Genomic DNA, 25,530 nt, shown 5'->3' with positions numbered 1-25,530 from the left:
TGCGCGACTTTTGAGCAGAAATGCAAAAGGACGCGGACTGATCCGCGCCCTCGTGACATTTGCGTTCTTCTGCTCTACTGTGCGGCTTCCGGTTCGGACTCCGCAACCTTCGGCATCGGGATCAAACTGCGCACGATGACGTAGAGGATCGGGATGAGGAACAGATTGAGAATGGTCGAGACGATCATTCCGCCGAAGACCGTCGTACCCACCGAGTGACGTCCCGCACTGCCTGCGCCAGTGGCGAAGACTAGCGGCAGAACGCCAAGAATGAACGCAACCGACGTCATGAGAATTGGACGAAGGCGGAGGCGGGCTGCCTCGACCGTCGCTCCGAACAGTTCCATTCCATTGCGCTGCAATTGCTCGGCAAACTCGACGATCAGAATGCCGTTCTTGCTGGCCAATCCGATCAGCATCACCAAGCCGATCTGGCAGTACACGTCGTTTTGCAGACCGCGTAGCGACTGCGCTCCGAGTGCACCCAGCACAGCCATTGGCACCGAGAGCAGAATGATGAACGGCAGAACGAAGCTCTCATACTGCGCCGAAAGCACCAGGTAAACGACCAGCAATCCGAGCCCGAATAACAAGAAAGCCTGCTTACCCGACTGAATTTCCTCTAGCGCAATTCCGGTCCACTCAAACGAGTAGCCGTTTGGCAGCGCCTTGTGGGCGACGTCCTCCATAGCATTCAACGCCTGACCGGAGCTGAATCCGGGAGCCGCGGAACCGTTGATTTCAGCCGAGCGGAACAGATTGTAGTGGCTGATAATGCTCGGTCCAGCCGTGTCCTTCAGCGTTACAAGGTTGGACAACGGGACCATGGTGCCGTTGTCGGAACGCACATAGAACTGGGTGAGGTTCGCCGGGTTCATGCGGAATTCCTTGTCGGCCTGCACATAGACGCGGTACGAACGATTGTTGAAGTCGAAGTCGTTCACGTAGCTCGAGCCCATGTAGGTCTGCAACGTCGTGTTGATCTGCGAGAACGGCACGCCAAGGCTCTTGGCCTTCTCGCGGTCGATCTCAACCAGCACCTGCGGCGTGCGCGCCGTATAGCTCGAGTAAACGGACTGCGGAGAAATTTCCTGGCGCTGACGAGCGGTGCCCACGAATTTTTGCAGATTCGCTTCCAGGTCCTCAGGAGTGCTGAAGCCCGTTTGCTGCAACTCGAACGTGAATCCGCCGAATGCGCTCAAACCTTGAATGGCCGGAGGCGCAAACGGAATAACCGTTGCTTCCGTGATCGATCCGAGTGGACGCCGAAGCGAATTGATGACCGCCTCCAGCGAATGTTGCCCGCCCTTACGTTCCGAAATCGGCTTCAGGTTCACGAAGATGAGGCCACGATTCGGAGCCGCTCCGGAGAAGCTGAATCCTGGCACGGCGAAGACTCCCGCCACATCAGAATTGCTCATGATTGCGGAATTCGCGCGTGCAGCCACCTTCGAGGTGTACTCCAGCGAAGCCGCATCCGGTGCCTGCACCAGGACGATGAAGTATCCCTGATCTTCTTCAGGCACGAAGCTCGTCGGAACAGATTTGTAAACCCACGCCGTTAGCGCAAGGCCGGCCAGGAACAGAATCACGACTAGAGTCTTCGTGTGTTCCATTCGCGTGAGCAGTCGGCGGTAGCCTTCCGTGACAGATGCAACTCCGCGATTAAACGTCCTGAAGATCGGATTCGCTTGTCGATCTGTATGGCGCAGCAGCAATGCCGACAATGCAGGCGTAAGAGTCAGCGCATTAAACGCCGACAACGCAATCGAAAATGCAATCGTCAACGCGAACTGCTGGTACAACCGCCCCGTAGTTCCTGGGAACAATGAAACCGGGACGAACACGGCGATAAGCACGATCGACGTCGCGATAACTGCCGATGTCACTTCGCTCATAGCTACCGAAGTAGCGCGGCGCGCATCGTGAATGCCTTCTTCGAGGTGGCGCTCCACGTTTTCGATCACCACGATCGCGTCGTCAACTACGAGGCCCGTTGCCAGCGTGATTCCAAATAACGTCAGGGTGTTAATCGAGAAGTTGAACAGCTTGACGAACGCGAACGCTCCGACCAGCGACACTGGAATCGTAACTGCCGGGATCAGGGTGCTGCGCCACGTCTGCAGGAAGAAGAAGATGACCACGATAACGATCAGAATCGCTTCGGCCAAGGTTTTAAGAACTTCCTTGATCGACTCACGAACCGCTGTCGTCGTGTTGAAAGCTTCCTGGTACTTCAGTCCTGCCGGAAACGTCTTGGACAGGCGTGCCATTTCGGCCTTCACGCCGGCTTCCACATCGAGCGCATTCGCGTTCGAGAGTTGCTGGACGCCGATGCCGATCGCCGGGTATCCGCTGAAGGTCAAATTGGATGAGTAGTCTTCTGCGCCAAGTTCCGCGCGACCAACATCCCTAAGCTGTACGATCGAGCCGTCCTTCGACTGCTTGACAACGATGCTCTCAAATTCCTTGGGATCGACCAGACGTCCTGCAGCACGCACGCTGAGGTTATACATCTGTCCGGCAACGGCCGGTGATTGGCCGATCTGTCCGGCAGCCACCTGCACGTTCTGCTCTGCAAGAGCGCCGGTCACGTCCGAAGCCGTAAGGCCGCGCTTCGCCAGACGAACGGGATCGAGCCACAAGCGCATCGCATACTTGCGCTCGCCAAAAATCATTACTTCGCCTACGCCGGGAACGCGCTTCAATGCGTCGCGAACATAGACGTCCAGATAGTTGGAAATGAACAGCGGGTCATAGCGATTGTCCAGCGAGTAGAAACCGAACGCCAGAACAAACGAGCCGGAGTTCTTGTTGATCGTGACGCCCGTTTGCTGAACGCTTGATGGCAGACGACCCTGCGCCGTTGACGCACGGTTCTGCACGTCAACCGCTGCAATATCAAGACTGCGGTCAAGCTTGAAGGTAGCAGTAATGGAAGACGATCCGTCATTGCCGCTGGTCGAAGACATGTAGCGCATGCCTTCGGCGCCGTTGATTGCCTGCTCCAACAGCGTCGTTACTCCGCTCTCAACCGCCTGCGCGTTGGCTCCGGTGTAGAAGGCGCTCACCGAAACCTGCGGCGGCGCTAGTACCGGAAACTGCGCGATGGGCAGTGTAGGAATTGCAATAGCGCCGGCCAGAATGATCAGCAACGAGCACACGGTGGCAAACACCGGACGGCGAATAAAGAAATCAACGAACAAAGTGTCCTCCGCGCTTATGCCTGGGGAATGACCGGCATGCCATCAATCAAGTTCTGAGTTCCCCCGACAATCACGGTATCTCCGGGGTTCAAGCCCTCTTCAATCACATAGTTGTTGCCAATCAGCGTTCCCAGCTTGACCGGACGCTGTAGGGCCGATGTCCCGGCAGGGCCTTTCCCCACAACAAAGACAAACGACTGTCCCCCGAGCCTCGTCATGGCAGTGACAGGAATCGTGGGCTTGCTCACCTCCCGCCATACAACACGCGCGTGAAGCACCTGGTCGTTTCGGAACCGATGGTCTCCGTTCGGCACGGGTGCCTTGATGAGCAGCAGTTGGTTGGTGGTATCGACGCGTGGCGAAATGAAATTCACCTTGGTCGTCACCGCAGGTGTGCCGTCCACATTCAGCAGATCGACCTGGGTTCCCTGGCGTACATCTCCGGCGCGTTCTGAAGGAATATTGATGTAGGCTTCCAGTTCGCCACCGCGGTCGAGCGTCGTCAGGACCGTGGTGTTCACCACGCGGTCGCCGACGCGAACCGGGATATCCCCGATGGTTCCTGCAGCCGGAGCACGCACAGTGAAGTAGTGCAGTTGAACACGCTGCTGGTTGATGTTGGCTTCGGTAGCTTCTACATTGGCCTTCGAAGCGTCGTACGCGCTCACAGCGTTGTCGTAAGCCTGTCGGCTGATGACTCCAGCCTCGAAAAGCTTCTTTGAACGCTCCAGCTCCGCCTTGTTGTAGGCCAGCGTAGCCTGCTGCGACTGCTTGGTCGCAACCTGCTGATTCACTGTAGCCTGCTGGCGGCGCGGGTCGATCTCCATGATCGGCTGACCGGCGCTGACGTGCGCGCCCGCGCTGACGAAGATACGCGTGATCTGTCCTTCCACTTCGGGCTGAAGGACGGCGGAGTTGCGCGATTGCAACGTCGCCAGGAACTCAGACGAGTCTCCAACCTGCTGGAGAGCCACGTTCTTAACCTGAACCGGAAAAGCCGGCATAGCGGCCGGAGCCTTGGCCTGCTTCTTGCAGGACACGGGGAAGCAGAGCAGGCTCGCGACTAAGGAGAGCAACACGGGACGAAACGATAGATTCATTGAATTCCGCACAGGCAGATTGAAGCCTCGATTGTTTCAGCGCTCCAGTGTCACTGGAGCCGCTCAGGTGAGAATAGCAGCAACATGAGTATTGTATCAGTTGACTTAAAAGTCATGCGAGCCCCATGCTTCTGGGCCAACCCGCTCAATACAAGATTAGGCTGCGCGCTTCCGTTTTGGGAGGAAATTGCTGTTGGGAAGTTCTTCTACGTCATGCCCATTGATCGAAATAATGGGTTTTCGGGCCGGATCGGCTTCTGGAAGAGGAGGGTCCGTCTGGGAGGCGGACTCTGGAATCTCAATGACGGCGTCAAGTTCCGGATGACTTGATACACAATTGCTATGTTCACGATTTCCGGGTTCCGGTTTACGCTTCATATCGATCTAATTGCGATGCGCTAGCCGGGAGTCACGGCAGGGACTATCGTAAATAGGTTCGATTTGCGGCAGCATCAGGTTCGCGGCGCTACGAGAGAGTAGAAGACGATGGATCATTTCCCGATACGGCTGGTCTATTCCGAGGCAACACTGCCGATCGGCCCTCACGTATTCCACTCAAGCAAATACCGCGGCGTACGCGAACTTCTGCTGAAGTCTGGCGCATGTTGCGAGTCGGATTTCATTCTTGCTCCCCGTTGTCGTGATGAAGATGTGTTGCTTGTGCATACGAACTTGTGGGTCGAGAAGCTAAAGACCGGGACCCTAAGCACCCGCGAAGAACTGGAATTGGAAGTTCCCTACAGCAAAGAACTGGTCGATGCGTTCTGGCATGTTACCGGAGGTTCGATTGCTGCCGCAGAACAAGCACTCCGTCACAATTGCAGCGTTCACATCGGAGGTGGATTTCACCATGCGTTCGCCGATCATGGCGAAGGCTTCTGTCTGATAAATGATGTAGCAATTGCCATTCGCCGCATGCAGCGCGATGGGCACATTGCACGTGCAATGGTGATTGACTGCGATGTTCACCAGGGAAACGGAACCGCCGCAATATTCGGTAACGGAGATCCAGAGGCGTTCCCAATGGGCTCAGGTTGGGTGCCAAGCCTGGTTGCACACCGTCGCGAAGCTCACATGAAAACCAGTACAGCTCGCGATGTGTACACAATTTCGCTGCACCAGGAAAGCAACTATCCGAATTGGAAGCCGCCTTCATCCATCGATGTAAATCTTCCGGATGGAATCAACGACGCGGAATACCTCATGTGGCTTGATAAGGCGTTGAAGCAGGCGCGAGAACAGTTTGAACCTGAATTGGTTTGCTACATCGCGGGGGCTGATCCGTATGAAGATGACCAACTCGGAGGACTCGCTCTAACCATCGATGGACTGAAACAACGCGACACCATGGTATTCAACTTCGCACGCGACCATGGGTATCCAATCATGACAACCTTTGCTGGTGGTTATTCACAGGATCCAGCAGACACGGTCACGATCCACACGAATACGGTTCTGGCAGCGAAGGAAGCTTTTGGCAGAACGCATGCTCAATGACGCATGCATAATATTGATACAGTCCGGATCCAATTTAAATTCTGAGCAATCCAGCTCTGGATTTCATATTTAAATGCAGCGCTCAATGCACTACGTGCATCTTCTATTCAATCGGCGGGCTTGTAAGTGAGTTGCTATTGAACCTCGGTAATATTTTTGAACACACGTACCTAAAAAGATCGAGGTTGGGGGAAGCACTTAATAGAAGTTGCGCCTGAACACACAAACGTGTTGCGGAGGGTAGCGTGCATAGGGTCCCCCGTGAGCTTGATCGTCTGCTGAAAGTCACCGCCTTGATGACCGACTCAGTCATCGCCTGCGACACGCGCGGGCAGATGGTTTACGCCAATTTGGCTGCGAAGCACCTTTTCAACGAATTGGACCTGGAAGAAGACACAAATCTGGACGACTGCCGTCAGTTGCTGGCCGTCTTTGACACCGAAGGTGAGCGCACTCTCCTCTCGCAGGAAATGCCGCTGGCGCAAGCCGCCTTTGAAGGAAAGGTAGTTCGAACCCACCTGCTGCTCCGGCAAGGCGAATGCTGTTCTCCTTTGGAGACAACGGCTTTCCCCGTCCACGACGGCAAAGGTCGGCAGGTCGGGGCGATGATGGTCTGCCGTTGCATCAGCCCATTCCCCGGCCCCGGACACGCATCTGCCGTGGCGTGATATTCTGAGGCTTCACGGGCGTTCCCCGTTAGGATTTAGCAGAATAACTTCACGCGGGGCGCCTTGCGCGTCTCAGCCGGACTTATCCGATGTTCGAGAATCTTACAGACAAACTTCAGCGCGCGTTCAAAAACCTCCGTGGCCAGGGATCCCTGACAGCGGAAAACATGGAAGAAGCCTTGAAGGAGATTCGTCTCGCCCTGCTTGAGGCGGACGTCAACTTTAAGGTTGTCAAAGACCTGATCGACCAGATCCGGGCAAAAGCCGTCGGCACCGAGGTAATGACGGCGCTGTCTCCTGCCGAGATGGTCATCAAGGTGGTGCGCGACGAGCTGGTCGAGACGCTTGGACGCGACACGGCTAAGTTCAAGTTTGCATCGCAGCCCCCTACTGTCGTGCTGATGGCCGGATTGCAAGGTTCCGGTAAAACCACGACCTCCGGCAAGCTGGCTGGCTGGTTCAAAAAGGGCGGACACCGCCCCATGCTGGTTTCGGTGGACGTTTACCGTCCTGCTGCGCGCGAGCAGTTGAAAGTAGTTGCGCAAGCCGTCGGTGCCCACATTTACGAGGGCAAAGACGTCCAGAGCAATACTGAAAGCGTTGTGCGGCTTGCCAAAGAAGCCCGCCGCGAAGCCGTCATCAACGGCTGCGACGTGCTCGTTGTCGATACCGCCGGACGTCTGCACATTGACGAGCAGTTGATGGAGGAAATGCAGTCCCTGAAGGGGCTGCTCAATCCGCAGGAAGTCCTCTTCGTCGCCGATGCCATGACCGGTCAGGACGCCGTCAACTCCGCCAAGGAGTTCCACGACAAGCTGACTCTCACCGGCGTGGTGCTCACAAAGATGGATGGCGACGCGCGCGGCGGTGCTGCGCTTTCAATTCGCGCCGTCACCGGACAGCCCATAAAGTTCCTTGGTGTTGGCGAAAAGTATGATGCCATCGAGCCGTTCCATCCCGACCGCGTCGTCGGTCGCATCCTCGGAATGGGCGACATCCTCTCGCTGATCGAAAAGGCCGAGGACAAACTCGACAAGAAGAAGTCGGAAGAGTTTGCCAAGAAGGCTCTGAGCGGCGATGGTTTCTCACTCGAAGATTTCCGAGATCAGTTGCGCCAGGTGAAGAAGCTGGGTTCGTTGCAGTCGATCATCGGCATGCTGCCCAAGATAGGCCCCTTCGCCCAGATGCACCAGGTCAGCGACAAGGTAGACGAGAAGCAGCTTGTACGCGTCGAGGCGATCATCAACTCGATGACGTCCTATGAGCGCGAGCATCATGAGTCGATCAACGGCTCACGCCGGAAGCGTATTGCCCGTGGTTCCGGCACCAGCGTCCCCGAAGTGAACAACTTGCTTCGCCAGTACGCGCAAATGCGCAAGATGTTCAAGTCGATGTCGAAGCCCAGCTTTGCGAAACGATTGGCCGGAATGAAAATGCCCGGAATGTAATCAGGAATAAACGCACTGTTTCCGCAGCCCTGAGCCGTCTCAGGGCTGTGCTGTTTTGGTGAGTTCTTGCTTCACCATGGTTTGTAGAACAGAATAAGAAAGAATGACTTACAAGTGGCTTTCCGTTTTCTTATTCCTGCTCTCAGGAACGTGGGCTTGTGTTGCTCAAGGCGGTCCTCCGCTGCTTACCGACGATCCCGGGACTCCCGGCAATGGCAACTGGGAAATCAACCTTGCCACCACGATGGATCGCCACCCAGGCGAGCGCGTGTATGAGGCTCCCTTGGCCGACATCAACTATGGAGTTGGCGATCGACTGCAGTTAAAACTCGAGATTCCTTGGGTCTATCGCGATACAGATGTTGAATCCCTGAAGAATGGGATCGGCAATACCCTGCTTGGCGTGAAGTGGAGATTCTACGAAAACGAAGCCCGCAAGTTCGCCGTCTCTACCTACCCGCAGCTCGAATTGAACAATTCCGGAGCCTCTGCCGACAAAGACCTCGTGGCCAAAGGCTCGCGATTCCTTATGCCTCTCGAAATCACGAAGCGAGTCGGCCCGATCAATGTGAACACCGAGATCGGACTTTCTGTCGTCCAATACGGTTCAAATGAGTGGCTCGCCGGCCTCGCTATAGGCCGCGAAATCACGAACCGATTTGAGCTGCTTGGCGAGTTCTACAACAGCGGCAAAGTCGACCAGAGCGAACGCTCTTCGACCCTCGGCATTGGCGGGCGCTACAAACTTCGCGAACATCTTGTACTGCTGTTTATGGCCGGTCAAGGCGTGCACGAACTGCATGAAGGTGCGCACTACGTGGGTTATCTAGGTTTGCAGCTCCTTCTGCCCACAAGCAGGCACGAAGAGAACGTCCCCGAACCGAAGGTTGGCGTACCGGAACCCAAATGACAGGCGCGCGACTAATCCTGCACGCCTGCAAATAGATCCGTCTCCATCCCCATCGGCGTCACGCGAGCCGTCGCCACCAGATGAAACAACTCATCTTCTCCAACCTGCCGTTGCGCGTTCTCAAAGATTGGCAGCAGCGGAAGCTGAGTCGTATGCTTCGCGAAAGCCTCGACCTTGCGCGTGATGTACGGCGCCACCCCGATTCGCGCCGTGACCGGTGCCAGCGAAACCGTGGGCCGCTCCGGCAGCGAGAATACGGTTGTGACGTAATACAGCTTTCGCGTCTGCCACGGTTCGAGCCCTTCATCGAAGTGTGCGGTGTACCTTGTTTTGCGCGATGCGAACTGGAAAGCTGCGGTAGTGAATAACCCCGCCATTCCATGATCTGGGTGGGCCGTGACAAAACCGTCCGAGCCAAAAGTAGCGATCACGTGCGGGCGCAACTCGCGAACGATGCGTACCAGAGACTCCGTCACATCGTTGAAATCCTCACGGTCCAGCGCACCATCCGTGTAGTTCAGCACCTTGCAGTGCGTGACACCAAGATGCCGGCACGCGTCTTGGAACTCCAGGCGACGCCTCTCCTTCAGCGCTTCGTCTTCTACGAGTCCGCCACGGTTCGTAGCGCGTTCACCTGCCGTCAGACAAACGACCGAGCACTCAACCCCGGCTTCAGAATACTTGGAAAGAACTCCACCAAAGCAACCCGCCTCATCATCAGGATGGGCGGTAACAACCAGCAGCCTTAACATTCACTTTCCTCGTTCACTAACTCCACGCCTTCAAACTCCAATGCCTGCTGCCAATCCTCTCCCGCTGCGGCTACCGGCGCATATGCCTGCCTATGCAGCGGAGTGGGTCCGAACTCGCGCAGCGCACGCTTGTGAAACGGAGTCGAGTAGCCCTTATTGCTTGCCAATCCATACTGCGGATATACAGGGTCCCACGCCCGCAATATAGCGTCGCGATGCACCTTCGCAAGTATGGACGCCGCTGCAATCGAAGCCGACAGTGCATCACCGTGGATGATCTTCTTTTGCGCGCAATCGAAATCGACCCTCGCAGCATCAACCAGCAGATAATCCGGTCTAGGACTCAGTCTTTCGACGGCCATCTTCATCGCCAACAGGCTCGCGTGGTAGATGTTGATCTGCTCAATCTGGCTCACATCAACTTCTGCGACTGCCCAAGCGATCGCGCGCTGACGAATGCGCTCCGAAAGTTTGTCTCGCTCTTCTTCCGTGAGCAGCTTCGAGTCGCGCAGTCCCCGAATCCGGTCCTCCGGATTGAGAACGCATGCCGCTGCCACGACGCAGCCAAACAGTGATCCGCGACCAACCTCATCGACTCCGGCAACAAACTTTGCTCCGCTCTCCCACGCCAATTTCTCGAACTTAGTTGTACATTTCAGGCTCTTGAGCAGCCGCAGTTTCAGCGCTGAGGGAGACAGTGCTTCAGGATCTTTGTTTTCGAGTTGCTTTTGCCGGGGCACGCTGTAAGGTTCTCACCGCGATTACGCGGAACGCAAGTAGTAGAGCGGCCGCATGGCGACCGCTCTGGTTTAGATGAACGTTTCTAGTGTTCCGACTCGTGCTTACGGCTGACTCTCAAGCGTACGGCGCCGCTCGGGAGGTTCGGTGACCGTTGCTGTCCTCTCCAGTTTGTCCCAGGAGAAGTGGCGCCCATCGATTGCGCGGCGCAGAGTCTTGATCAGCACGACCGAGAACAGTTGGCGATAGGCGAACCGTTGCAGCCAAACGTGTCCCAGCAGCCACCAGTCTCGACGATCACGCCCATGACGGCGTTCGAGAGAGAACGCGATCACCGAGGCAATGAAGTCGATCACCAGGAACATCATGAAGAACAGCACCAACTGCTGGAAGCTCGCTGGATCTGCCGTTTCCGGATGGAAGTGTTTATCCCAGATCAGATACTTCAACGTGCCGAACAGGAACATGATGTCGATAAACGGCGACACCAGCGGCAACAGGATCTGGAAGATCACAATGTTCGGCAACGCAAGGAAACCAAGAGCTCCCTTGCGTGCGAACGCCGAACGATGCTTCCACACTGCCTGCAAGATTCCAAATGACCAGCGGAATCGTTGCCGCATAAGCCCATTGGCCGTCGTCGGAGCTTCGGTGTAGGCCAGCGCGCGATCTTCGTACTCGACCTTGTAACCGATCTGCAGAAGAGCCATCGTCAGATCGGCATCCTCCGCTACGGTATCCGTCTTGTATCCTCCCGCAGCACGAACAGCCTCCGTGCGCCATGCTCCAATCGCACCTGGAACGACGCAAACCGCGCTGAACGTGTTCAAGGCACGGCGGTCGAAGTTCTGGCTCGTGATGTATTCCAGCGCCTGCCAACGCGTCCATAGGTTCACGCGGTTGCCGACTTTAGCGTTTCCAGCAATCGCACCAATCCGCTGATCTTGGAAGTGTGGCACCAGATAGCTGATGGCATCGCTTGCAATCAGCGTATCGGCGTCGATACCGACGAAGATGTCCTCGGCTACAAACTGCAACCCGTAGTTGAGAGCTTTGGCTTTGCCGCCATTCTCCTGTCGCAGCACGGTGACTCGTCCACTCGCGATTTCATCTGCGAATTTCTCCCTCGCTACATCGTAGGTATGATCCTTCGAGCCATCGTCGATCACTACCACGTGCAAGTTCGGGTACGAAGAGCTGAGGACGCTTCGAATCGTGCGATCAATCACCTTCTCTTCGTTGTAAGCCGGAATCAATACCGCAACGCCGGGCTGATACGCAGAGTCTCCCGTCGCCTTGTCGGTTCCGTGTCGCCGCAGACGATCGAAGATCGCCGTAGCGCCCACGAACACCAGGCGTCCGCTCATCAGGATGTCACCCACGAAGAACACGAACACGATGAAGCTGTTCACGGCCCCGAAGATCAGGAATCCCGCCGAGTCCACCATCGCCCAGAACTGCTCATTCTTCGAAATGGGAGGCATCACGTCCGCATAGGTCTTCCCCAGCAACTCGTGCACCGGGACTATCTCGTACCCACGCGCGCGTAGTGCCGTGATGATCATCGGCAGAGCTTTCAGCGTGTTCGAGCGATTGCCGCCACCATCATGCAGGAGGATCACCGATCCTCTTCCAAGTTGGTTCAGGACCGACTGTGTGATCTGCTCTGGCGTTGGCCGAGGGTCATCGCGCCAATCATCGGGGTCAATCTTGTCGCCCACCGTGATGTAACCCATGTTCTGCGTCAGCTCGAGCGGACGCACTTCATCGGCAGTATCCGGTTCTTGGTCGATGGAGTACGGCGGTCGGAACAGCACAGGCTTGATGCCGAGCTTGGCTGCAAGCAGGCGTTCCGTAAGGTTCAACTCCACCCGAGCATACTGCGAACTGATGTTGCTGATATCCGGATGAGTGAAGGTGTGATTTCCGATTTCGTGACCTTCGCGATAGTAGCGCTTCAGCAGCGCAGGATACTTCTCCGCCTCAAGCCCGATGGTGAAGAACGTCGCCTTGACGTTGTACTTCTTGAGCACATCAAGAATCTTCGGGGTCCATTCAGGATCGGGGCCGTCGTCAAATGTCAGAGCGACGCGCTTGCTCGGCGCTCCGTAAGCATCGATTCGATACGGGCTCGGAAGTTCGCGGAAAATCTCGTCCGTCACCAACCCACTGGGGTCCATGGTGATATCGCGGGTCCCAGGAAGAGGCCGACTGGCAATCCGCAGAATGTCGCCTTCGCCTTCGATGTCCACATCCTGCCCCGGATCAACCACCTTCAACTTTTCCGCCGCGTCCGACGCATTCGGCGTATCCCACACCTTCCACAGCGCTCGGTCTTCAGAACCAAGCCGCCACAATGCAAAGGTAGAAATTCCCAACTGGCGTGCCGCGCGCATCTCGTTAAGCGCGGTGACGCCATCCAGATACCACACGTCATGCCGGCTGTTATCACCGTCGAGATAGGTGAAGTGCGGATTCAGCATGTCGTAGTCGAAGTCGATGTCCGTTTCCGAGTCCCGCGCCTCTAGCCACGCCTCTTGCACGCTGACGTTGTGCACACCAGCCATTCCAGGCTTCCCGCCCTTAGCGGTCGTCCAGTCGTAACCATAATTGCCGATGGCACAAATGATCTTCTCGCGAGGAATTACCTTCAACGCCTTGACCAGGTTCTGAACAAACCAATCCTGACCGGCAATCGGTCCCGGCTCTCCGCCCGGATAGTGCTGGTCATAGTTCATCAGGATCAAGCCATCTGCCAGCTTCGACATCAGCACATAATCGAAGTCGGGATTGCTGGCCGGCACGCTGAGATATAGCTTCTGATGACGCTGATGCAGGTCGGCAGCAAGCTCCGAGATCAACTCGCGATAGCCGGGTTGAGCATCTTGTTCGAATCCTTCAATGTCGAGCGTTAATCCCTTATAGTTGTCGCTGCCCAGAAAGAGCCCAATCTCATGGCGGAACCGGCTACGCGCATCCGGGGACTTCAACATCTGCGCAATGTCCGTGCGCCAGACGTTCTCAATGGGGTCAAAGTTGTTGACCAGTGGCAGCACGTCCACCTGCGCGTTGCTGCTCTTGATGAGCGGCATCAGCTTCACGTCAACCGTGGCTACGTGCCCATTGTTCATCACGTTGTACAGCGTGTTGTTCTCATTCACGGCCTGCAGATGGCCATCGGCCGAAATGACATGCAGCCACTCGGGAAACACAAAGTCCAGTTGGTGGATGTACTCACGCAATGAACTGTAGCTGGCCGCGTCCCAGGTCACATAGAACGCGCCATTGATACCTTCCCCAGAGTTCAAGACGACCTGCGAAGGCGGTATCAGTGTCTTGCGATGAGTGCCTCTCTTCTGCGGCTTCTTGGGTTCCTTGAGCTTGAGGGCGCGGTAGTTCTTCTTCTGGTCAGCGAGCAGTACGGTAGGAACGTTGATCTTGCGAACGACAGTCAGGGCGAAAAACACGATCAGCAGGCTCAGTACCACAACCGATACGTCGAGAGTCTTGCGAATTCGTTTCCAGCGGCGTCGTTCAGGATCAAAAAATATAGGCTTGGACATTATTACTATTTATCGTATGGTTCACTCCTCAATGCGTCAATGAACCTTCCGAGTCCTCCGGGCATAGCGAGGGCATCGACCATACTCGCCAGCTGCTACAAGCTTCTGCTATGTTGGGTTCGTGCTCACGTTGATCAATCGGCATCGCTGGTGGTTTCTGGCCGCCACCTTCGCAGCCGTCATGGTACGGCTGTACTTCGTGCTGAAAATGCCAGTGATCGCCGGGGATTCGCTCATATATGGCGACATCGCTAAGTCCCTGATTAACAATCACATGTTTGGGATGGAAAAGGTCTCCGGCTGGGAGCCTACCCTCATTCGCCTTCCCGGATACCCATTTTTCCTCGCCCTAACATTCCTCATCTTCGGGCAGGACCACTACTTTGGCGCGATGCTGTTTCAGCTGGTCTTCGACATTCTGACCTGTTACTTGGTCGCAGACATCGCCCGCCGCATGCTTTCAGAGCGTGCTGCACGCTGGGCCTTTGTACTAACGGCATTTTGCCCATTTCTTATCAACTATGTAGCTACCCCACTCACCGAATGCCTTGAGATCTTCTTCATCTCGGCCGCCGTCGATTTCGCCGTAATTGCCTTCGACCGACGCAAACTTAGCTGGTGGGCTGTTTGCGGCGTCGCGTGTGCCGGAGCCATCCTGCTTCGCCCCGATGGAGGCATGATCTTGGGCTGCATCGGAATACCGATGGCCCTGCTGCTGTATAAAAACACGCAACGGCGGCGCGAGTTGCTCGCCGGACTCATTTTGCTTGGAGTAGTGTCACTGGCCCCGCTGGTGCCTTGGGCTATCCGCAACTGGCGTGTGTTCCATGTTTTCCAACCGCTGGTCACAACCCACGCCAGCGATCCCGGAGAGTACCTGCCGACAGGCTGGGAACGCTGGTTCAAAACATGGCTCATTGACTACGCCAGCGTAGAGGACGTCGGCTTCAAGGTTCCGGGCGAACCCATCGATGTGGGCGACATTCCCGACCGGGCCTACACCTCGGAGCAGCAGCGCGTCCTCGTGCACCAGTTACTTGATCAATACAACGTGCACCATCAGATGACGCCCGATCTCGACCGCCAGTTTGCGGCAATGGCAGCGGAGAACATTCGCCTGCACCCGATCCGATACTATCTGCTGCTGCCTACGGCTCGCATGCTCGACATGTGGTTCCGTCCGCGCAGCGAGATGATGCCGCTGGACACGCATTTTTGGGAGATCGTAGAGGATCCGCACGATTCTCTATGCGACATCGCGCTCGCGCTCATCAACTTCGCCTACGTCGCCGCTGCAATTGCCGGAGCATGGATCCTGCGTCGACGCATTCGATACCTCTCACTGCTGCTGACCTACCCCATCGTTCGCTCCGTCTTTCTTGCCATGACCGGAGCATCCGAGGATCGCTACACGTTGGAGTGCTTCCCATTTGTGCTTGTGCTTGCAGCAGGATTCTTAACCTGGTGGCAAACACGACGAGATGCCGCCGCCGTTGGAGCACACGAAAGCCGGAGCCTTAGCCCCGGCTTCTGATACCAACCCCCAGCCTAACTTACCGAAGGCTTTGCAACGGGGAATCGCTCATCCGGAACATCGTTCGCACGTGTTCACTCAGCAATTCGGTCGCTTCACGATTGCCGTCTCGATCTGTCTGCAGAAGGTATTTCATCGCGTTCACAAGCAAACGTTGTCCGTCGATGTATCGCGGATCATCGTGCCGTTCGCGGTCGCGGGCACTCGGGTCAGGCCGCGCGGGAATGATGACTACCTTGGGTTTACTCATGATTTCCCCTTCCCGAATAGGACGCGTGTGAGCAGCCTTCGGTTGCACAGCTAAGGCAAATCAGCTTTGCGGATTCTATCTCGGATACCTTGCAGATCGGAGCGAAAATCCAGGGGCACAGGTTACTACGGAGACGAGCGTGCCCCGCTTTCGCGAGGCACCTCCGAAACTTAACTATTCGGTGTGATGTACTTCGTCTTGCCGGTTGTTTTCAACTTGAATGCACCGTCTGAGATCTTCTGATTCAGGCGTATGTTCGTGTATTTCGCTAGGCGATAATCGTCGCCATTCTCCTGGAATTTCTGCTGCACGCTCATACCTGATTGCTGATCGATCCACAGCGTGATCAGGCGGAACATTGCACGAACCTTCTGTGCCTTGGGAACCAGTTCCAATTTATAGGTTTGCGTGCCACCGATTGCTTCCGTTCCAGCGTAACGAATATCGAAGCTCTTCGGCAGTTCGTGCCCGCGGCCACCGAAGCCAAGCACCAAGTAGGTCTCAAAATCCTGCTTGTTCTTCCCTGCCGCGTACTTCGTGACTTGGTCAGCCTTGGGCAGATACACCTGCAGAGTCTGGCCAGTGAACAGCACATACTTCCGATCCGGCTTCTGTATATCTGCTGCCATTTCTACATTGGCACCTGATCGGCGGAAGTACATCACACCCTGCTGCATGTAGTGCTCGTCTACGACTTTCTGATACTGATCCCAGACGAAATCGGTTTGCAGCGATTTGAACGTTGCGCTCGATTTGTCGAGCAGGTTCAGCACCTGCTCAACGCTCGCTTGTCTTGCCTGACCTGCTGCGGGCATGGCCATCGCAACCGCCATGCACATTGCAACAATCCACTTGCTCATTAGAACTCTCTCTTACCGCCGGACCCACACGTGATAACCAACAAGCATTCCCTTGTTGTCCTGCTCCGGTGCCCAGTGGTCCAGCTTCACGTAGCCGACAATCGGCTCAATAACCTGCAAAATTTGCGCTCGCTGCTCCGACTCAGTCCGACCCGGAACGTCACGAGCATCCACCCGGAAAATGAATCCTTTTTCGCCATCCGGAATGACCAGTACGCTCTTTGGACGCGGAAGTCGCTCAGCCGGTTTGTCCTTGTAATTGATAAACAGCGGGCTCACAAAGATGAACAGCAGAATCAGCGTAACCATCACGTCGTAGTGGAACGATCCGCGTTCATGCGTCCACCAGAAATAGCTCTTCAATGTTGCCCACAAGTTCTTCATATACAAGTCCAGTCTAGTTCATCGCATATAGACAAGCCTACATCTTGCGAGGTTCGATCTTCTCCGCTCCCACATAGGGACGCAGAGCCTCAGGAATGATCACGCTGCCGTCTTTCTGCTGGTAATTTTCGACAATCGCTACCCAGGTGCGTCCAATAGCCAACCCACTGCCATTCAGCGTGTGCACCAACTCGCTCCCCTTCTTCCCTTCCGGACGGTAGCGAATATTCGCCCTCCGCGCCTGGAAGCTCTCGAAGTTCGAGCAGGAAGAGATTTCGCGGAACAAGCCCTGTCCCGGCAGCCAGACTTCCAGATCGTAAGTCTTCGCCGAGCTGAAACCCATGTCTCCCGTGCATAGCAGCATGCGGCGATATGGCAGCCCCAACCGCTCCAGAACCTCTTCAGCAGCACGCGTCAGCTTCTCATGTTCTTCGTAGCTCTCTTCCGGCTTCGTGAACTTCACCAGTTCCACCTTCTGGAACTGATGCTGCCGAATGATGCCGCGAACGTCTTTGCCGTACGAACCAGCTTCGCTGCGCCAGCACGGAGTGAAGGCCGTGAGTGAGATTGGCAACTGTGCCGCATCGAGCGTCTCATTCCGATAGATGTTCGTCACCGGAACTTCAGCCGTAGGAATCAGCCACAAGTCGCGTTCGCCATGCGGGACTTTGAACAGGTCCTGCTCGAACTTCGGCAGCTGGCCAGTGCCGTACATCGAATCCGAGTTGACCATGTACGGTGGAAGCACTTCGGTGTAGCCATGCTCGCGCGTATGCAGATCGAGCATGAAATTCATCAGCGCGCGCTCAAGCTTCGCGCCCAGATCCCAGTACAGAGCGAAACGGGCTCCTGTCAGCTTCGTCGCACGCTCCAAATCGAGAATGCCAAGCTGTTCACCGAGTTCCCAGTGCGGCTTCGGCGTGAAGTCAAATTCCGGCAATTTTCCCCAGCGCTTGACCTCCACATTCCCAGTCTCGTCCTTTCCCACCGGAACCGACTCGTGTGGCAGGTTCGGAATTGTCGCCAAAATGCCGTACAACTCAGCATCTGCCGCCTTGGCCTGCTCTTCGAGCGCGGGAATGCGCTCCTTGATACTCTTGGCTTCAGAGCTTAGTATTTCGCGGTCGCGCTGCAGAAGAAATATCTTTTCCTCTCTCGCTCTATCTGGCACTTTCTGCTTCAACAATGAATTCAAGAGTGCGATGACTTCCCCGCTCTTTCGACCGAGTTCGTTGCGGCGCGCTAACGCAGTTTCCAACTCATGCGTCAGGGCGCGACGCCGGGTCTCGATTTCGCGGAAGTTGCCCAGCACTTGTTCAGGATTGGCACCACGGCTGCGCAGCTTATCTTCAACGACTGAGAGATTTTGACGTACAAATGCAAGATCAAGCATAAGTACACAGGATACCAAGAACAGGAACAGGAGTGCGAACGCGCTGCTGAAAGACGTCTCTACGAGGCGCAACTGGCTGCTGCCTCGCCTCGAAAGCGGAATTAGTTGAACGAAAGCCCCGTTATAGTTCGTAGTCGTCAGGTGGCCCAGAGTTGGCGCCTTTCCAACTCTGGGAGATCGTGCCGCGCACTATCTGAACAAATTCACATCCCCAGTGCTTCCCGCATCTGCTTTAAGTGCGACACTCGATGCAGTGACCTCCGCAACATTCGCTCATGTCCAGCCGCAATGACCTTGTCACAAAATGAGTCGTCCAGTTTTTCCAGCCAAGAATCGAGGCTTTCGGCGCGCTTTATCGCGAGATCGGCTGCGGCACGTGCAGGCATTGCCGCAAATACATCGCGTGCAGCTTGATTGATGAAATCCGTAGCGTCGGTGGGAACGCTCGAAGGCGTCTGTCCGGAACGCTGCCATTCCTCCAGCGTGTACGCCGCCCGACCATCCCACAGCGCAATGTGGCACAGCAGAGTAGCAAGCGTCCATCCCGATCCGACCTTAGTCTCCAACTCGGCTTCGCTCAAACCCGCGACGAGATTCTTCAACGCCTCGGTCGCTTTGCGATTTTCATCAACGAACTCGCGATTCATCATCTCCTCCGGCCACGGTAGGTTATACGCACTTGCCTTCTTGCGCCAGCGTGGTCGACCGAGCCTTCTCTGGACTACACTAAGTGCATGCAACGACAAGCCCGTAGCTGCATCGCCCTCATACTGCTCGTCCTGTGCGCTGTTGCGTCTTTTGGCAGTGCCTATAACGCTCAACCCAAGCTCATGGTGATCGTTGTCGTGGACCAGTTGCGCGGCGATCTGCTGGAGCGTTATCACGACGACTTCGGCGAAGGCGGATTCCGCCTGCTCATGGATCATGGTGCGTGGTTCGCATCGTGCTACTACAATTACGCCGCCACCAAGACCGCACCGGGTCACTCTACCCTGGGCACGGGAACCTATACGCTTGGCCACGGCATTGTCGGCAATGAATGGTGGGACCCGAAGCTGCGTCGCATTGTAACTAGTGTGGAAGATGAGAGCACCAAGCCGATTGGCCTGCCTGCAGGCGCATCGGGCGAGAAGTGGAGTGCATCACCGCACAATCTGCAGACCGATACGATCGGCGATGAACTGAAGCTCGCAACTGGCGGGCGCGCGAAGGTATTCGGCGTGGCGCTCAAAGATCGCGCAGCGATTCTGCCATCGGGCTACTCGGCCGACGGAGCATTCTTCATTGATCCTCAGTCCGGTGCATTCGTTACCTCGTCTTATTACATGCAGCAAGCTCCGGCGTGGCTTACGCAGTTCAACGCCAGCAAGACGCGTGAAAGCTACTACAACCGCGAGGTAAAGGACGCTACCGGAGAAGTGGTGCGCTCGACGGCTCCCAAGAAAGATGCACTCGGACACGATGTCTCGTTCTATGAACTCATCGGCCCGACTCCGTTCGGCAACGACTACACCGTCGATCTTGCAAAACAGATCATCGAGAATGAAAAGCTCGGCACTGGAAACGTGACCGATATGATCTCCGTCAGTTTCTCTTCACCTGACATGCTCGGACACAAAGTCGGCCCAGATTCGCCAGAACATAAGGCGATGCTCGTTGCGCTCGACCGCACTCTGGCTGGATTTTTCAACTATCTCGACGCCAAAGTCGGAAAAGGAAACTGGGCCATCGCATTCAGCGCCGATCACGGAATCGCGCCCATGCCTGAAGTTGCGAAGAAGTTGCGCATTCCTGCCGGAGGCATTAAAGGCCTCGAGCTGCAGAAAGAAATTAACGAGTCGCTGAAAGACAAGTACGGCAAAGACGCAAAATACGTGGTGTTTGTTGACTACGCCAACCTTTATCTCGATGAGCAGGCTTTCAACTCCGTCAACCTCAGCGAAGCCGATGCTGAACAGGCGGTTGGTGAGTTGATGCTCACGCACGGATTCCGCAATTACTACACGAAGACACAATTGCGTGCCGGCGAGGTTGGAAATGCAGGCGTGTTCCGGCAGCAGATTCTCAATGCATACTCACCCCTGCCCGGCTGGTACGTCATGGGATTCCTTGGTCCGTTCTGGATTGGCTATCCGACGGGAACGACGCACGCTCTTCCCTACAGCTATGACGCGCATGTGCCGCTGGCCTTCTATGGATCAGCATTCCGTCCCGGCGTCTATCGTGAGAGCGTTGAACCAGTTGACCTGGCTGCGACTGTCAGTTCGCTGCTACGTATCAACAAACCCGCAAGTGCCGTAGGCCGCACGCTGAACGAGGCATTCATTGACAATCCTGCTGGCGTCGCAGTCGCTCCGGCAAAATCCTCGAAGTAGAATAAAGGCATGAGCAAAAAGACTCCGAAGCAGTCAGCCAACACCGCCGTGAAAGCCTCGAAGCAGGAGACAGCAGAGGCGGCTGCCGTCGAGTCCACGCCCGCTCCCGCCCGACCAGTGTCGGGCAAGGCCAAGCCTGCGCCGCTCACGGTTGATATGTCCGTCGAGGTCGCTGGCATCCATCTGAAGAACCCGATCATTGCAGCGTCGGGCACGTTTGGCTATGGCATCGAGTTCGAAGACATCGTCTCGCTCGAACGTCTCGGTGGCTTTGTGGTGAAAGGCCTTTCACGCGAAGCGATGGCTGGCAATCCTCCGCCGCGATTGTTTGAAACCGCCGCAGGAATGCTGAATGCGATTGGCTTACAGAATATCGGCGCGCGCGCATTTGTCGAAGAGAAGTTGCCACGGCTGCAGAAGATCAAAGACGCTGTCGTAATCGCCAATGTTTACGGCTACAGTTCGGAAGAGTACCAGCACACGATTCGCATTCTGAATGAAGGCGAAGGAATTGCCGCTTACGAGCTGAACGTCTCGTGTCCCAATGTACGCCATGGCGGAATCACCTTCGGACAGGACGCATCGTTGCTGGCAGACGTAGTGGCCGCAGCACGTGCGGTATCGCGGCGACCTCTGATTGTGAAGCTGTCGCCCAACGTCACCGACATTGCGAAGATGGCACGGACTGCTGAAGACGCGGGTGCGGACGCTGTCTCACTGGTGAACACGTTCCTCGCCATGGCCATAGATCCTGTTACGCGGCGCCCTCGCATCTCGAACGTGACAGCCGGACTGAGCGGCCCAGCCATCAAGCCCATCGCAGTTCGCATGGTGTACGAAGTTGCGCAGGCAGTGAGAATTCCTGTGATCGGCATGGGTGGCATCAGCACACCCGAGGACGTGGTTGAGTTCCTGCTCGCGGGTGCAACAGCGGTCGAAGTGGGTACGGCGAACTTCTGGGATCCGCGGGCATGCGAGCGGCTCGTCAAGCAGTTGGAACGCTGGTGTTTGGAGCAGCACGTTGAGAGCGTTGCGGGTTTGCGTGGCGGAGTGATACTCGGCTGACGATTCCAGCGCATTAACCTGATGGTTAATGCCTCGGTCGAGCAAAGTTTAGAAGGTAGTTAATAGATTCCGAAAGCTAGCCAACGATTTAGAAATGAATAACCCCTCCGAGCCGGAGGGGTTTCCTATTTGGTATATGCCGGGACTTAGTGTCCGGAAAGTTTCAGCCTCAGTTCCTCGGGAAGGCGGTCGCGGAGATTTTCCGGAAGACGGTCGTGAAGGTTACGCGCTCCAACGAGAGCGGCGTCTTTAACGACCAGCGGTGCCGGAGTGGCTACTGCGACGATCAGCCAGACAAGTGCGGAGAAAGCGAATCCGCAGAGCGATCCGATTTCAAAGAGGATGGCATGCGGCGGACTGAAGTGATGGATCACAGCGAAGGCGAAAACAAACACGATCGCCGAGACCGTTGCCAGCGTGATCAGTGTGATGTCGATCGTGCGATGGAGCTTCTGCCGCGAACGGCAGTGATCGCATTCGGCGAGATGCGCCTCGTAGTCGCCGCTCATCTCCGGCGCGAGGCCGGTGATGTCGTAGCGCCATCCAGCGAGGATGTGACCGACGAATGGATCGATACATTTACTCATATGAATTTATAGCGTGAGGGTCTCCAGAGGTTCGTCCTGCGAAGCCAGAACCAGCCGGTTGCCCCACAGCCCCTGTCGCATTCCAAGTGCCCGCTCGGCGGTGACTCGTGCCAGGTCGGGGTGATTGTTCTGCTCAGACAAGTGAGCCAGAATAAGGAATGCTGCCCCTCCATCATAATCTGTTGTAAGGAATTCCGCGAGCGCTTCGTTGGACAGGTGCCCGACGCGGGACATAACACGCTGTTTAACGGACCACGGATAAGGACCAACGCGCAGCATCTCGAGATCGTGGTTGGACTCGAGCATCAGTCCATCGCAGCCACGCAGTTGGTGCTTGATGTTCTGTGGCATGAATCCGAGATCGGTTGCAATGGCCATTCGTACACCTTCAGCAACAAAACGGAAACCCACGGGATCGGCCGCATCGTGAGGAATGGTGAACGGCGTTATCTCGATGTCTCCCACGCAGAAGACCTTACCTGAAGTGAACAGTTCGAGGCGCTCAGCCTGAACGCGGTTGCCCGCCGAGTCCTTGAACTGGCGCTGCCAGGCACCATGTGTGGCAACAGTCATGTAAACGGGAAGCTTGAACTTCTTGGCCATAACGTTCACGCCAGCAACGTGATCGGCGTGTTCGTGCGTGACAAGAATGGCTGAGAGAGACTCGGGCGCGACACCCTGCGCGGCAAGACGGCGACAGGTTTCACGGCAGGAAAGACCGCAATCAACGAGAACTCGTGTTTGCGAGGTCGCGACAACCGTGCTGTTGCCGCGGCTCCCTGAGGCTAAAACTGTAATCGAGACCGCCACGATGTACAGCATAGCCGCATTCGCCCAGCTTGGGGATACAAAACTTGGAACCAATGCGAGTTTAAGGTTTAGAGATTTACGGATTCAGAGATTCTGTGGAGAGAATCAGAGCTTGATCGCGGACATGTGGCATTGAGAGCCTCGCATTCGCATGCGACATTTGTTGACGAGCAATTTCCACGATCTGCGACACCACAATGCCAACTGGCTGCCAACAAAGCCTGATGTTGTCCCAATCCGCAGAGGTGCACCGGTTGGCTGCTTTGCTCTTCACATTTCAGTGGTAGAGTTCGCCTCGCTCCACTACGGCAGATTCAGATAGTTCGGATCGCGCCCCGATGTCAACACTTCTCCCAGCCGCGTCAAGCTGAATAGCTCCTTCAATCGTTTATTCAGATTTGTCACCTTCAATAGGCAATCAGACGCTTTCGCTGAAACATACAATCCCACAATTGTGCCCAGCCCGGAGCTATCCATGTAGCTCACATTCGACAAATCGAGCACGATAGCGCGGAAGCGCGGTATAGCCGGCTTCACCTCGGACTTCAACAAATCAACGGTCTGGGAAGTCAATCTGCCGAAGCAATGAAACGTGCACTCATCGCCATCACTCTCAACTTGAAAACTTAATTCCTGATCGCGCGGAATTGGATTCGTAGCCACCTGAACCTCCTCACTACGCCACACGAAACCAAGGTAGCGGGCGATCAAACCTTGAATCGCCGAGGCTGGCGTGCAGTGAACCAAGTGATGCCGCCTCACTCCGAGATGTTGCTATGCAGCCATGTGTAGCCGTCGATGAAGTGAAGATAGCGTCTGGATCGTGTTCACCCGATCTAACTTTGATTCCCGTCGACTCGGTCAGAGTTCTCCTGCCCTCAGTGACCCGTGCACGCCTCTTCGTAGTCCTTCGTCACCTTCGACTGAAGTTTCTGAAGGTCCGCTCTCGAGTACCATGTTCCACGTACCATCACGGCCACGGGATTCCGTAACGTACTCAGGTTATCGAGTGGATTCTCTTCCGAAAGGATGAGATCGGCCTCGCTGCCCGGCGTCACCGTGCCGAACGGCTCTGCCCCCTCGACGTTCGCTCGGATGAATTCGCCGGGGACTCGCGTCGCCGTGGCAAGCGCTTGATACCGCGACAGGCCGGCGCGCTGCAGCGAAGCAAGGTCATCGTGCAACGAGTATCCGGGCACTAGGCCTGGGATCGACGGAGCATCCGTTCCTGCGATCAACGACACTCCGGCATCGGCCATCGACTTCGTGAACTTCGCTAAGAACGCTAGTTGAGCATCTCTCGATCCTGAACGGCTGACATAATGTTCGCGCTTCCACAGCAATCGATTATCGGGGCTGATGAACTTTGTCTCCGGAGCGGCCAACATTTGCTTCAAGACCTCTGGTTTTCCCCATTGCCTTGCGATGGTCGCGTACGTATTCAGGTCGGCCGTCACATAGGTCTTGTGCTTTTTCAGGAAATCGACGACCGCAGGAATGTCCGCCGGATCCAACTTCTCCGAGAACACGGTGTATAGGAGTTCTTCCGTGTGCGCGACCATCACCTGCCCAACCGAGATCTGGCGTTTCAGCCCGACGCGGGTGACACCGTGGCCGACGATGGCGATGTGTTCCCTTCGCCCTTCCTCGACCAGCGCATCGAAGCACTGCGGAGATAGATTGTTGTAAACCTTGATGAAGTCGTAGCCATTCGTCTTGGCAAAACGCACCAGCGCTCGAGCCTCGTCCCGAGTCGTTACGATGAATTCGCCATACTGGGGCGTGCCATCCACGCGAAAAGCTATATACACATGTGGACCAGGGATTCTTCCTTCGTTGGCCGCCGTCCTTGTATGCGTAAGGAATTCGCTGGATGCGCCACCCATGTTCAGTATGGACGTAACTCCGTTCGCGAGATAAATAGCCAAGTCGGTGCGGGATTGCGAGTGCGTGTGCATGTCGGCAAGTCCCGGCGAAAGGAACATCTTGCCGCCACCATCGACGATGCGAGCGCCTTCCGGAATAGGCGCGGAACTCGCCACCGTCCTGATGGAGCCGCCTCTCACGATGACGGTTTGATCAGTCAGTACACGTTCCGCATCCATCGGAATCACATTGACGTGAATGAAGACCGTAGCCTGTTCCGATGCATCACTAGCAAAACATGTAGTGGCCGCATAGCCCATCAGGAGCAGAGCACTTATCGCAGCCGATAAGAAGTTTCTCACTCGCGTCTCCTAGTAAGGATTCTCTCGGATTGTGGCGAGGACAAAAACAACACAAATAACAGTGGGACGAGAAACCCGGAACCCTTGCCCCCTGTAGCGCATTTTCATTCAGAAGCCAATGCAGCCTGAAATGGAGCACATCATATCCAATTCGGGATTCGA

The 25,530-nt window shown here is 55.9% G+C and carries 21 protein-coding genes; 7 read left to right on the top strand and 14 right to left on the bottom strand.

All coding sequences use genetic code 11. From position 1 onward, the window contains the following. Positions 1–74: 74 nt before the first annotated feature. Both AC6IZD_RS03080 and AC6IZD_RS03075 read right to left on the bottom strand, forming a co-directional pair. Positions 75–3,206: an efflux RND transporter permease subunit gene (locus tag AC6IZD_RS03080; protein WP_497786215.1), complete on the bottom strand. Its 3,132-nt coding sequence runs from the start codon at positions 3,204–3,206 to the stop codon at positions 75–77. A 14-nt stretch (positions 3,207–3,220) separates the two neighbouring features. Further along, complete coding sequence (locus AC6IZD_RS03075) at positions 3,221–4,306, bottom strand: efflux RND transporter periplasmic adaptor subunit (RefSeq protein WP_497786214.1); 1,086 nt, start codon at positions 4,304–4,306, stop codon at positions 3,221–3,223. A gap of 486 nt (positions 4,307–4,792) precedes the next feature. On the opposite strand from AC6IZD_RS03075, the gene AC6IZD_RS03070 reads away from it, so the two are divergent. The 4 genes from AC6IZD_RS03070 (at position 4,793) to AC6IZD_RS03055 (ending at position 8,829) form a co-directional block, all read left to right on the top strand. Then, complete coding sequence (locus AC6IZD_RS03070) at positions 4,793–5,803, top strand: histone deacetylase family protein (protein WP_497786213.1); 1,011 nt, start codon at positions 4,793–4,795, stop codon at positions 5,801–5,803. Positions 5,804–6,048: 245 nt separating this feature from the next. After that, the gene (locus tag AC6IZD_RS03065; protein WP_497786212.1) at positions 6,049–6,471 is read left to right on the top strand and encodes a hypothetical protein; all 423 of its coding nucleotides are present in this window, start codon (positions 6,049–6,051) and stop codon (positions 6,469–6,471) included. A gap of 89 nt (positions 6,472–6,560) precedes the next feature. Continuing rightward, positions 6,561–7,919, top strand: a complete 1,359-nt coding sequence (gene ffh / locus AC6IZD_RS03060) for a signal recognition particle protein (RefSeq protein WP_497786211.1) — start codon at positions 6,561–6,563, stop codon at positions 7,917–7,919. Between the two features lie 103 nt (positions 7,920–8,022). Next, positions 8,023–8,829, top strand: a complete 807-nt coding sequence (locus tag AC6IZD_RS03055; RefSeq protein ID WP_497786210.1) for a hypothetical protein — start codon at positions 8,023–8,025, stop codon at positions 8,827–8,829. 11 nt (positions 8,830–8,840) lie between these two features. On the opposite strand, the gene AC6IZD_RS03050 is transcribed toward AC6IZD_RS03055, so the two are convergent. From AC6IZD_RS03050 to AC6IZD_RS03040, 3 genes are all read right to left on the bottom strand, one after another. Beyond that, entirely contained in the window at positions 8,841–9,581 is a 741-nt protein-coding gene (locus tag AC6IZD_RS03050) for a PIG-L deacetylase family protein (RefSeq protein ID WP_497786209.1), read from the bottom strand. Next, positions 9,575–10,321: a ribonuclease HII gene (gene rnhB, locus AC6IZD_RS03045; protein ID WP_497786208.1), complete on the bottom strand. Its 747-nt coding sequence runs from the start codon at positions 10,319–10,321 to the stop codon at positions 9,575–9,577. The genes AC6IZD_RS03050 and rnhB overlap by 7 nt, the downstream gene beginning before the upstream one ends. Positions 10,322–10,423: 102 nt before the next feature. Continuing rightward, positions 10,424–13,882 (bottom strand): trifunctional glycoside hydrolase family 18/polysaccharide deacetylase/glycosyltransferase family 2 protein, encoded by a 3,459-nt coding sequence (locus tag AC6IZD_RS03040; protein WP_497786207.1) that lies wholly within the window; start codon positions 13,880–13,882, stop codon positions 10,424–10,426. Positions 13,883–14,003: 121 nt separating this feature from the next. Here AC6IZD_RS03040 and AC6IZD_RS03035 point away from each other — a divergent pair, with 121 nt between their 5' ends. Continuing rightward, positions 14,004–15,416 (top strand): ArnT family glycosyltransferase, encoded by a 1,413-nt coding sequence (locus AC6IZD_RS03035; RefSeq protein WP_497786206.1) that lies wholly within the window; start codon positions 14,004–14,006, stop codon positions 15,414–15,416. 19 nt (positions 15,417–15,435) lie between these two features. On the opposite strand, the gene AC6IZD_RS03030 is transcribed toward AC6IZD_RS03035, so the two are convergent. The 5 genes from AC6IZD_RS03030 to AC6IZD_RS03010 all read right to left on the bottom strand — a co-directional run bounded on the left by AC6IZD_RS03030 (position 15,436) and on the right by AC6IZD_RS03010 (position 18,953). Beyond that, positions 15,436–15,666, bottom strand: coding sequence for a hypothetical protein (locus AC6IZD_RS03030; RefSeq protein WP_497786205.1), 231 nt, complete (start codon positions 15,664–15,666; stop codon positions 15,436–15,438). 170 nt (positions 15,667–15,836) lie between these two features. Beyond that, a complete protein-coding gene (locus AC6IZD_RS03025) occupies positions 15,837–16,526 on the bottom strand; it encodes a LolA family protein (RefSeq protein WP_497786204.1) in 690 nt (229 codons plus the stop codon). A gap of 12 nt (positions 16,527–16,538) precedes the next feature. After that, positions 16,539–16,910 carry a hypothetical protein gene (locus AC6IZD_RS03020; protein WP_497786203.1) on the bottom strand — a complete coding sequence of 124 codons (372 nt, stop codon included), beginning with the start codon at positions 16,908–16,910 and terminating at the stop codon, positions 16,539–16,541. Positions 16,911–16,947: 37 nt separating this feature from the next. After that, positions 16,948–18,303, bottom strand: a complete 1,356-nt coding sequence (gene serS / locus AC6IZD_RS03015) for a serine--tRNA ligase (protein WP_497786202.1) — start codon at positions 18,301–18,303, stop codon at positions 16,948–16,950. Positions 18,304–18,506: 203 nt separating this feature from the next. Then, a complete protein-coding gene (locus tag AC6IZD_RS03010) occupies positions 18,507–18,953 on the bottom strand; it encodes a DinB family protein (protein WP_497786201.1) in 447 nt (148 codons plus the stop codon). An 84-nt stretch (positions 18,954–19,037) separates the two neighbouring features. On the opposite strand from AC6IZD_RS03010, the gene AC6IZD_RS03005 reads away from it, so the two are divergent. Continuing rightward, positions 19,038–20,678 (top strand): alkaline phosphatase family protein, encoded by a 1,641-nt coding sequence (locus AC6IZD_RS03005; protein ID WP_497786200.1) that lies wholly within the window; start codon positions 19,038–19,040, stop codon positions 20,676–20,678. Positions 20,679–20,687: 9 nt separating this feature from the next. Next, positions 20,688–21,743 (top strand): dihydroorotate dehydrogenase, encoded by a 1,056-nt coding sequence (locus AC6IZD_RS03000; RefSeq protein ID WP_497786199.1) that lies wholly within the window; start codon positions 20,688–20,690, stop codon positions 21,741–21,743. A gap of 146 nt (positions 21,744–21,889) precedes the next feature. Here the strand turns inward: AC6IZD_RS03000 and AC6IZD_RS02995 are convergent, their stop codons facing one another. The 4 genes from AC6IZD_RS02995 to AC6IZD_RS02980 all read right to left on the bottom strand — a co-directional run bounded on the left by AC6IZD_RS02995 (position 21,890) and on the right by AC6IZD_RS02980 (position 25,368). Next, entirely contained in the window at positions 21,890–22,330 is a 441-nt protein-coding gene (locus AC6IZD_RS02995) for a hypothetical protein (protein ID WP_497786198.1), read from the bottom strand. A 6-nt stretch (positions 22,331–22,336) separates the two neighbouring features. Beyond that, positions 22,337–23,152, bottom strand: coding sequence for an MBL fold metallo-hydrolase (locus AC6IZD_RS02990; RefSeq protein ID WP_497786197.1), 816 nt, complete (start codon positions 23,150–23,152; stop codon positions 22,337–22,339). A gap of 291 nt (positions 23,153–23,443) precedes the next feature. After that, complete coding sequence (locus tag AC6IZD_RS02985) at positions 23,444–23,803, bottom strand: STAS domain-containing protein (RefSeq protein ID WP_497786196.1); 360 nt, start codon at positions 23,801–23,803, stop codon at positions 23,444–23,446. Between the two features lie 215 nt (positions 23,804–24,018). Continuing rightward, entirely contained in the window at positions 24,019–25,368 is a 1,350-nt protein-coding gene (locus AC6IZD_RS02980) for an amidohydrolase family protein (RefSeq protein ID WP_497786195.1), read from the bottom strand. Positions 25,369–25,530: the final 162 nt, after the last annotated feature.

It is taken from the genome of Koromonas humicola (assembly GCF_059726255.1).
The sequence above is the reverse complement of the archived record's forward strand: the minus strand, read 5'-3'. Positions and strand labels throughout refer to the sequence as shown.

What these genes read in the sequence shown, in the direction of transcription:
- AC6IZD_RS03000 (WP_497786199.1), top strand. Translation starts at nt 20,688, where the DNA reads ATGAGCAAAAAGACTCCGAAGCAGTCAGCCAACACCGCCGTGAAAGCC.
- AC6IZD_RS03055 (WP_497786210.1), top strand. Translation starts at nt 8,023, where the DNA reads ATGACTTACAAGTGGCTTTCCGTTTTCTTATTCCTGCTCTCAGGAACG.
- AC6IZD_RS03075 (WP_497786214.1), bottom strand. Translation starts at nt 4,306, where the DNA reads ATGAATCTATCGTTTCGTCCCGTGTTGCTCTCCTTAGTCGCGAGCCTG.
- AC6IZD_RS03020 (WP_497786203.1), bottom strand. Translation starts at nt 16,910, where the DNA reads ATGAAGAACTTGTGGGCAACATTGAAGAGCTATTTCTGGTGGACGCAT.
- serS (WP_497786202.1), bottom strand. Translation starts at nt 18,303, where the DNA reads ATGCTTGATCTTGCATTTGTACGTCAAAATCTCTCAGTCGTTGAAGAT.
- AC6IZD_RS02995 (WP_497786198.1), bottom strand. Translation starts at nt 22,330, where the DNA reads ATGAGTAAATGTATCGATCCATTCGTCGGTCACATCCTCGCTGGATGG.
- AC6IZD_RS03010 (WP_497786201.1), bottom strand. Translation starts at nt 18,953, where the DNA reads ATGATGAATCGCGAGTTCGTTGATGAAAATCGCAAAGCGACCGAGGCG.
- AC6IZD_RS02990 (WP_497786197.1), bottom strand. Translation starts at nt 23,152, where the DNA reads ATGCTGTACATCGTGGCGGTCTCGATTACAGTTTTAGCCTCAGGGAGC.
- AC6IZD_RS03040 (WP_497786207.1), bottom strand. Translation starts at nt 13,882, where the DNA reads ATGTCCAAGCCTATATTTTTTGATCCTGAACGACGCCGCTGGAAACGA.
- AC6IZD_RS03030 (WP_497786205.1), bottom strand. Translation starts at nt 15,666, where the DNA reads ATGAGTAAACCCAAGGTAGTCATCATTCCCGCGCGGCCTGACCCGAGT.
- AC6IZD_RS03025 (WP_497786204.1), bottom strand. Translation starts at nt 16,526, where the DNA reads ATGAGCAAGTGGATTGTTGCAATGTGCATGGCGGTTGCGATGGCCATG.
- AC6IZD_RS03005 (WP_497786200.1), top strand. Translation starts at nt 19,038, where the DNA reads ATGCAACGACAAGCCCGTAGCTGCATCGCCCTCATACTGCTCGTCCTG.
- AC6IZD_RS03050 (WP_497786209.1), bottom strand. Translation starts at nt 9,581, where the DNA reads ATGTTAAGGCTGCTGGTTGTTACCGCCCATCCTGATGATGAGGCGGGT.
- AC6IZD_RS03070 (WP_497786213.1), top strand. Translation starts at nt 4,793, where the DNA reads ATGGATCATTTCCCGATACGGCTGGTCTATTCCGAGGCAACACTGCCG.
- ffh (WP_497786211.1), top strand. Translation starts at nt 6,561, where the DNA reads ATGTTCGAGAATCTTACAGACAAACTTCAGCGCGCGTTCAAAAACCTC.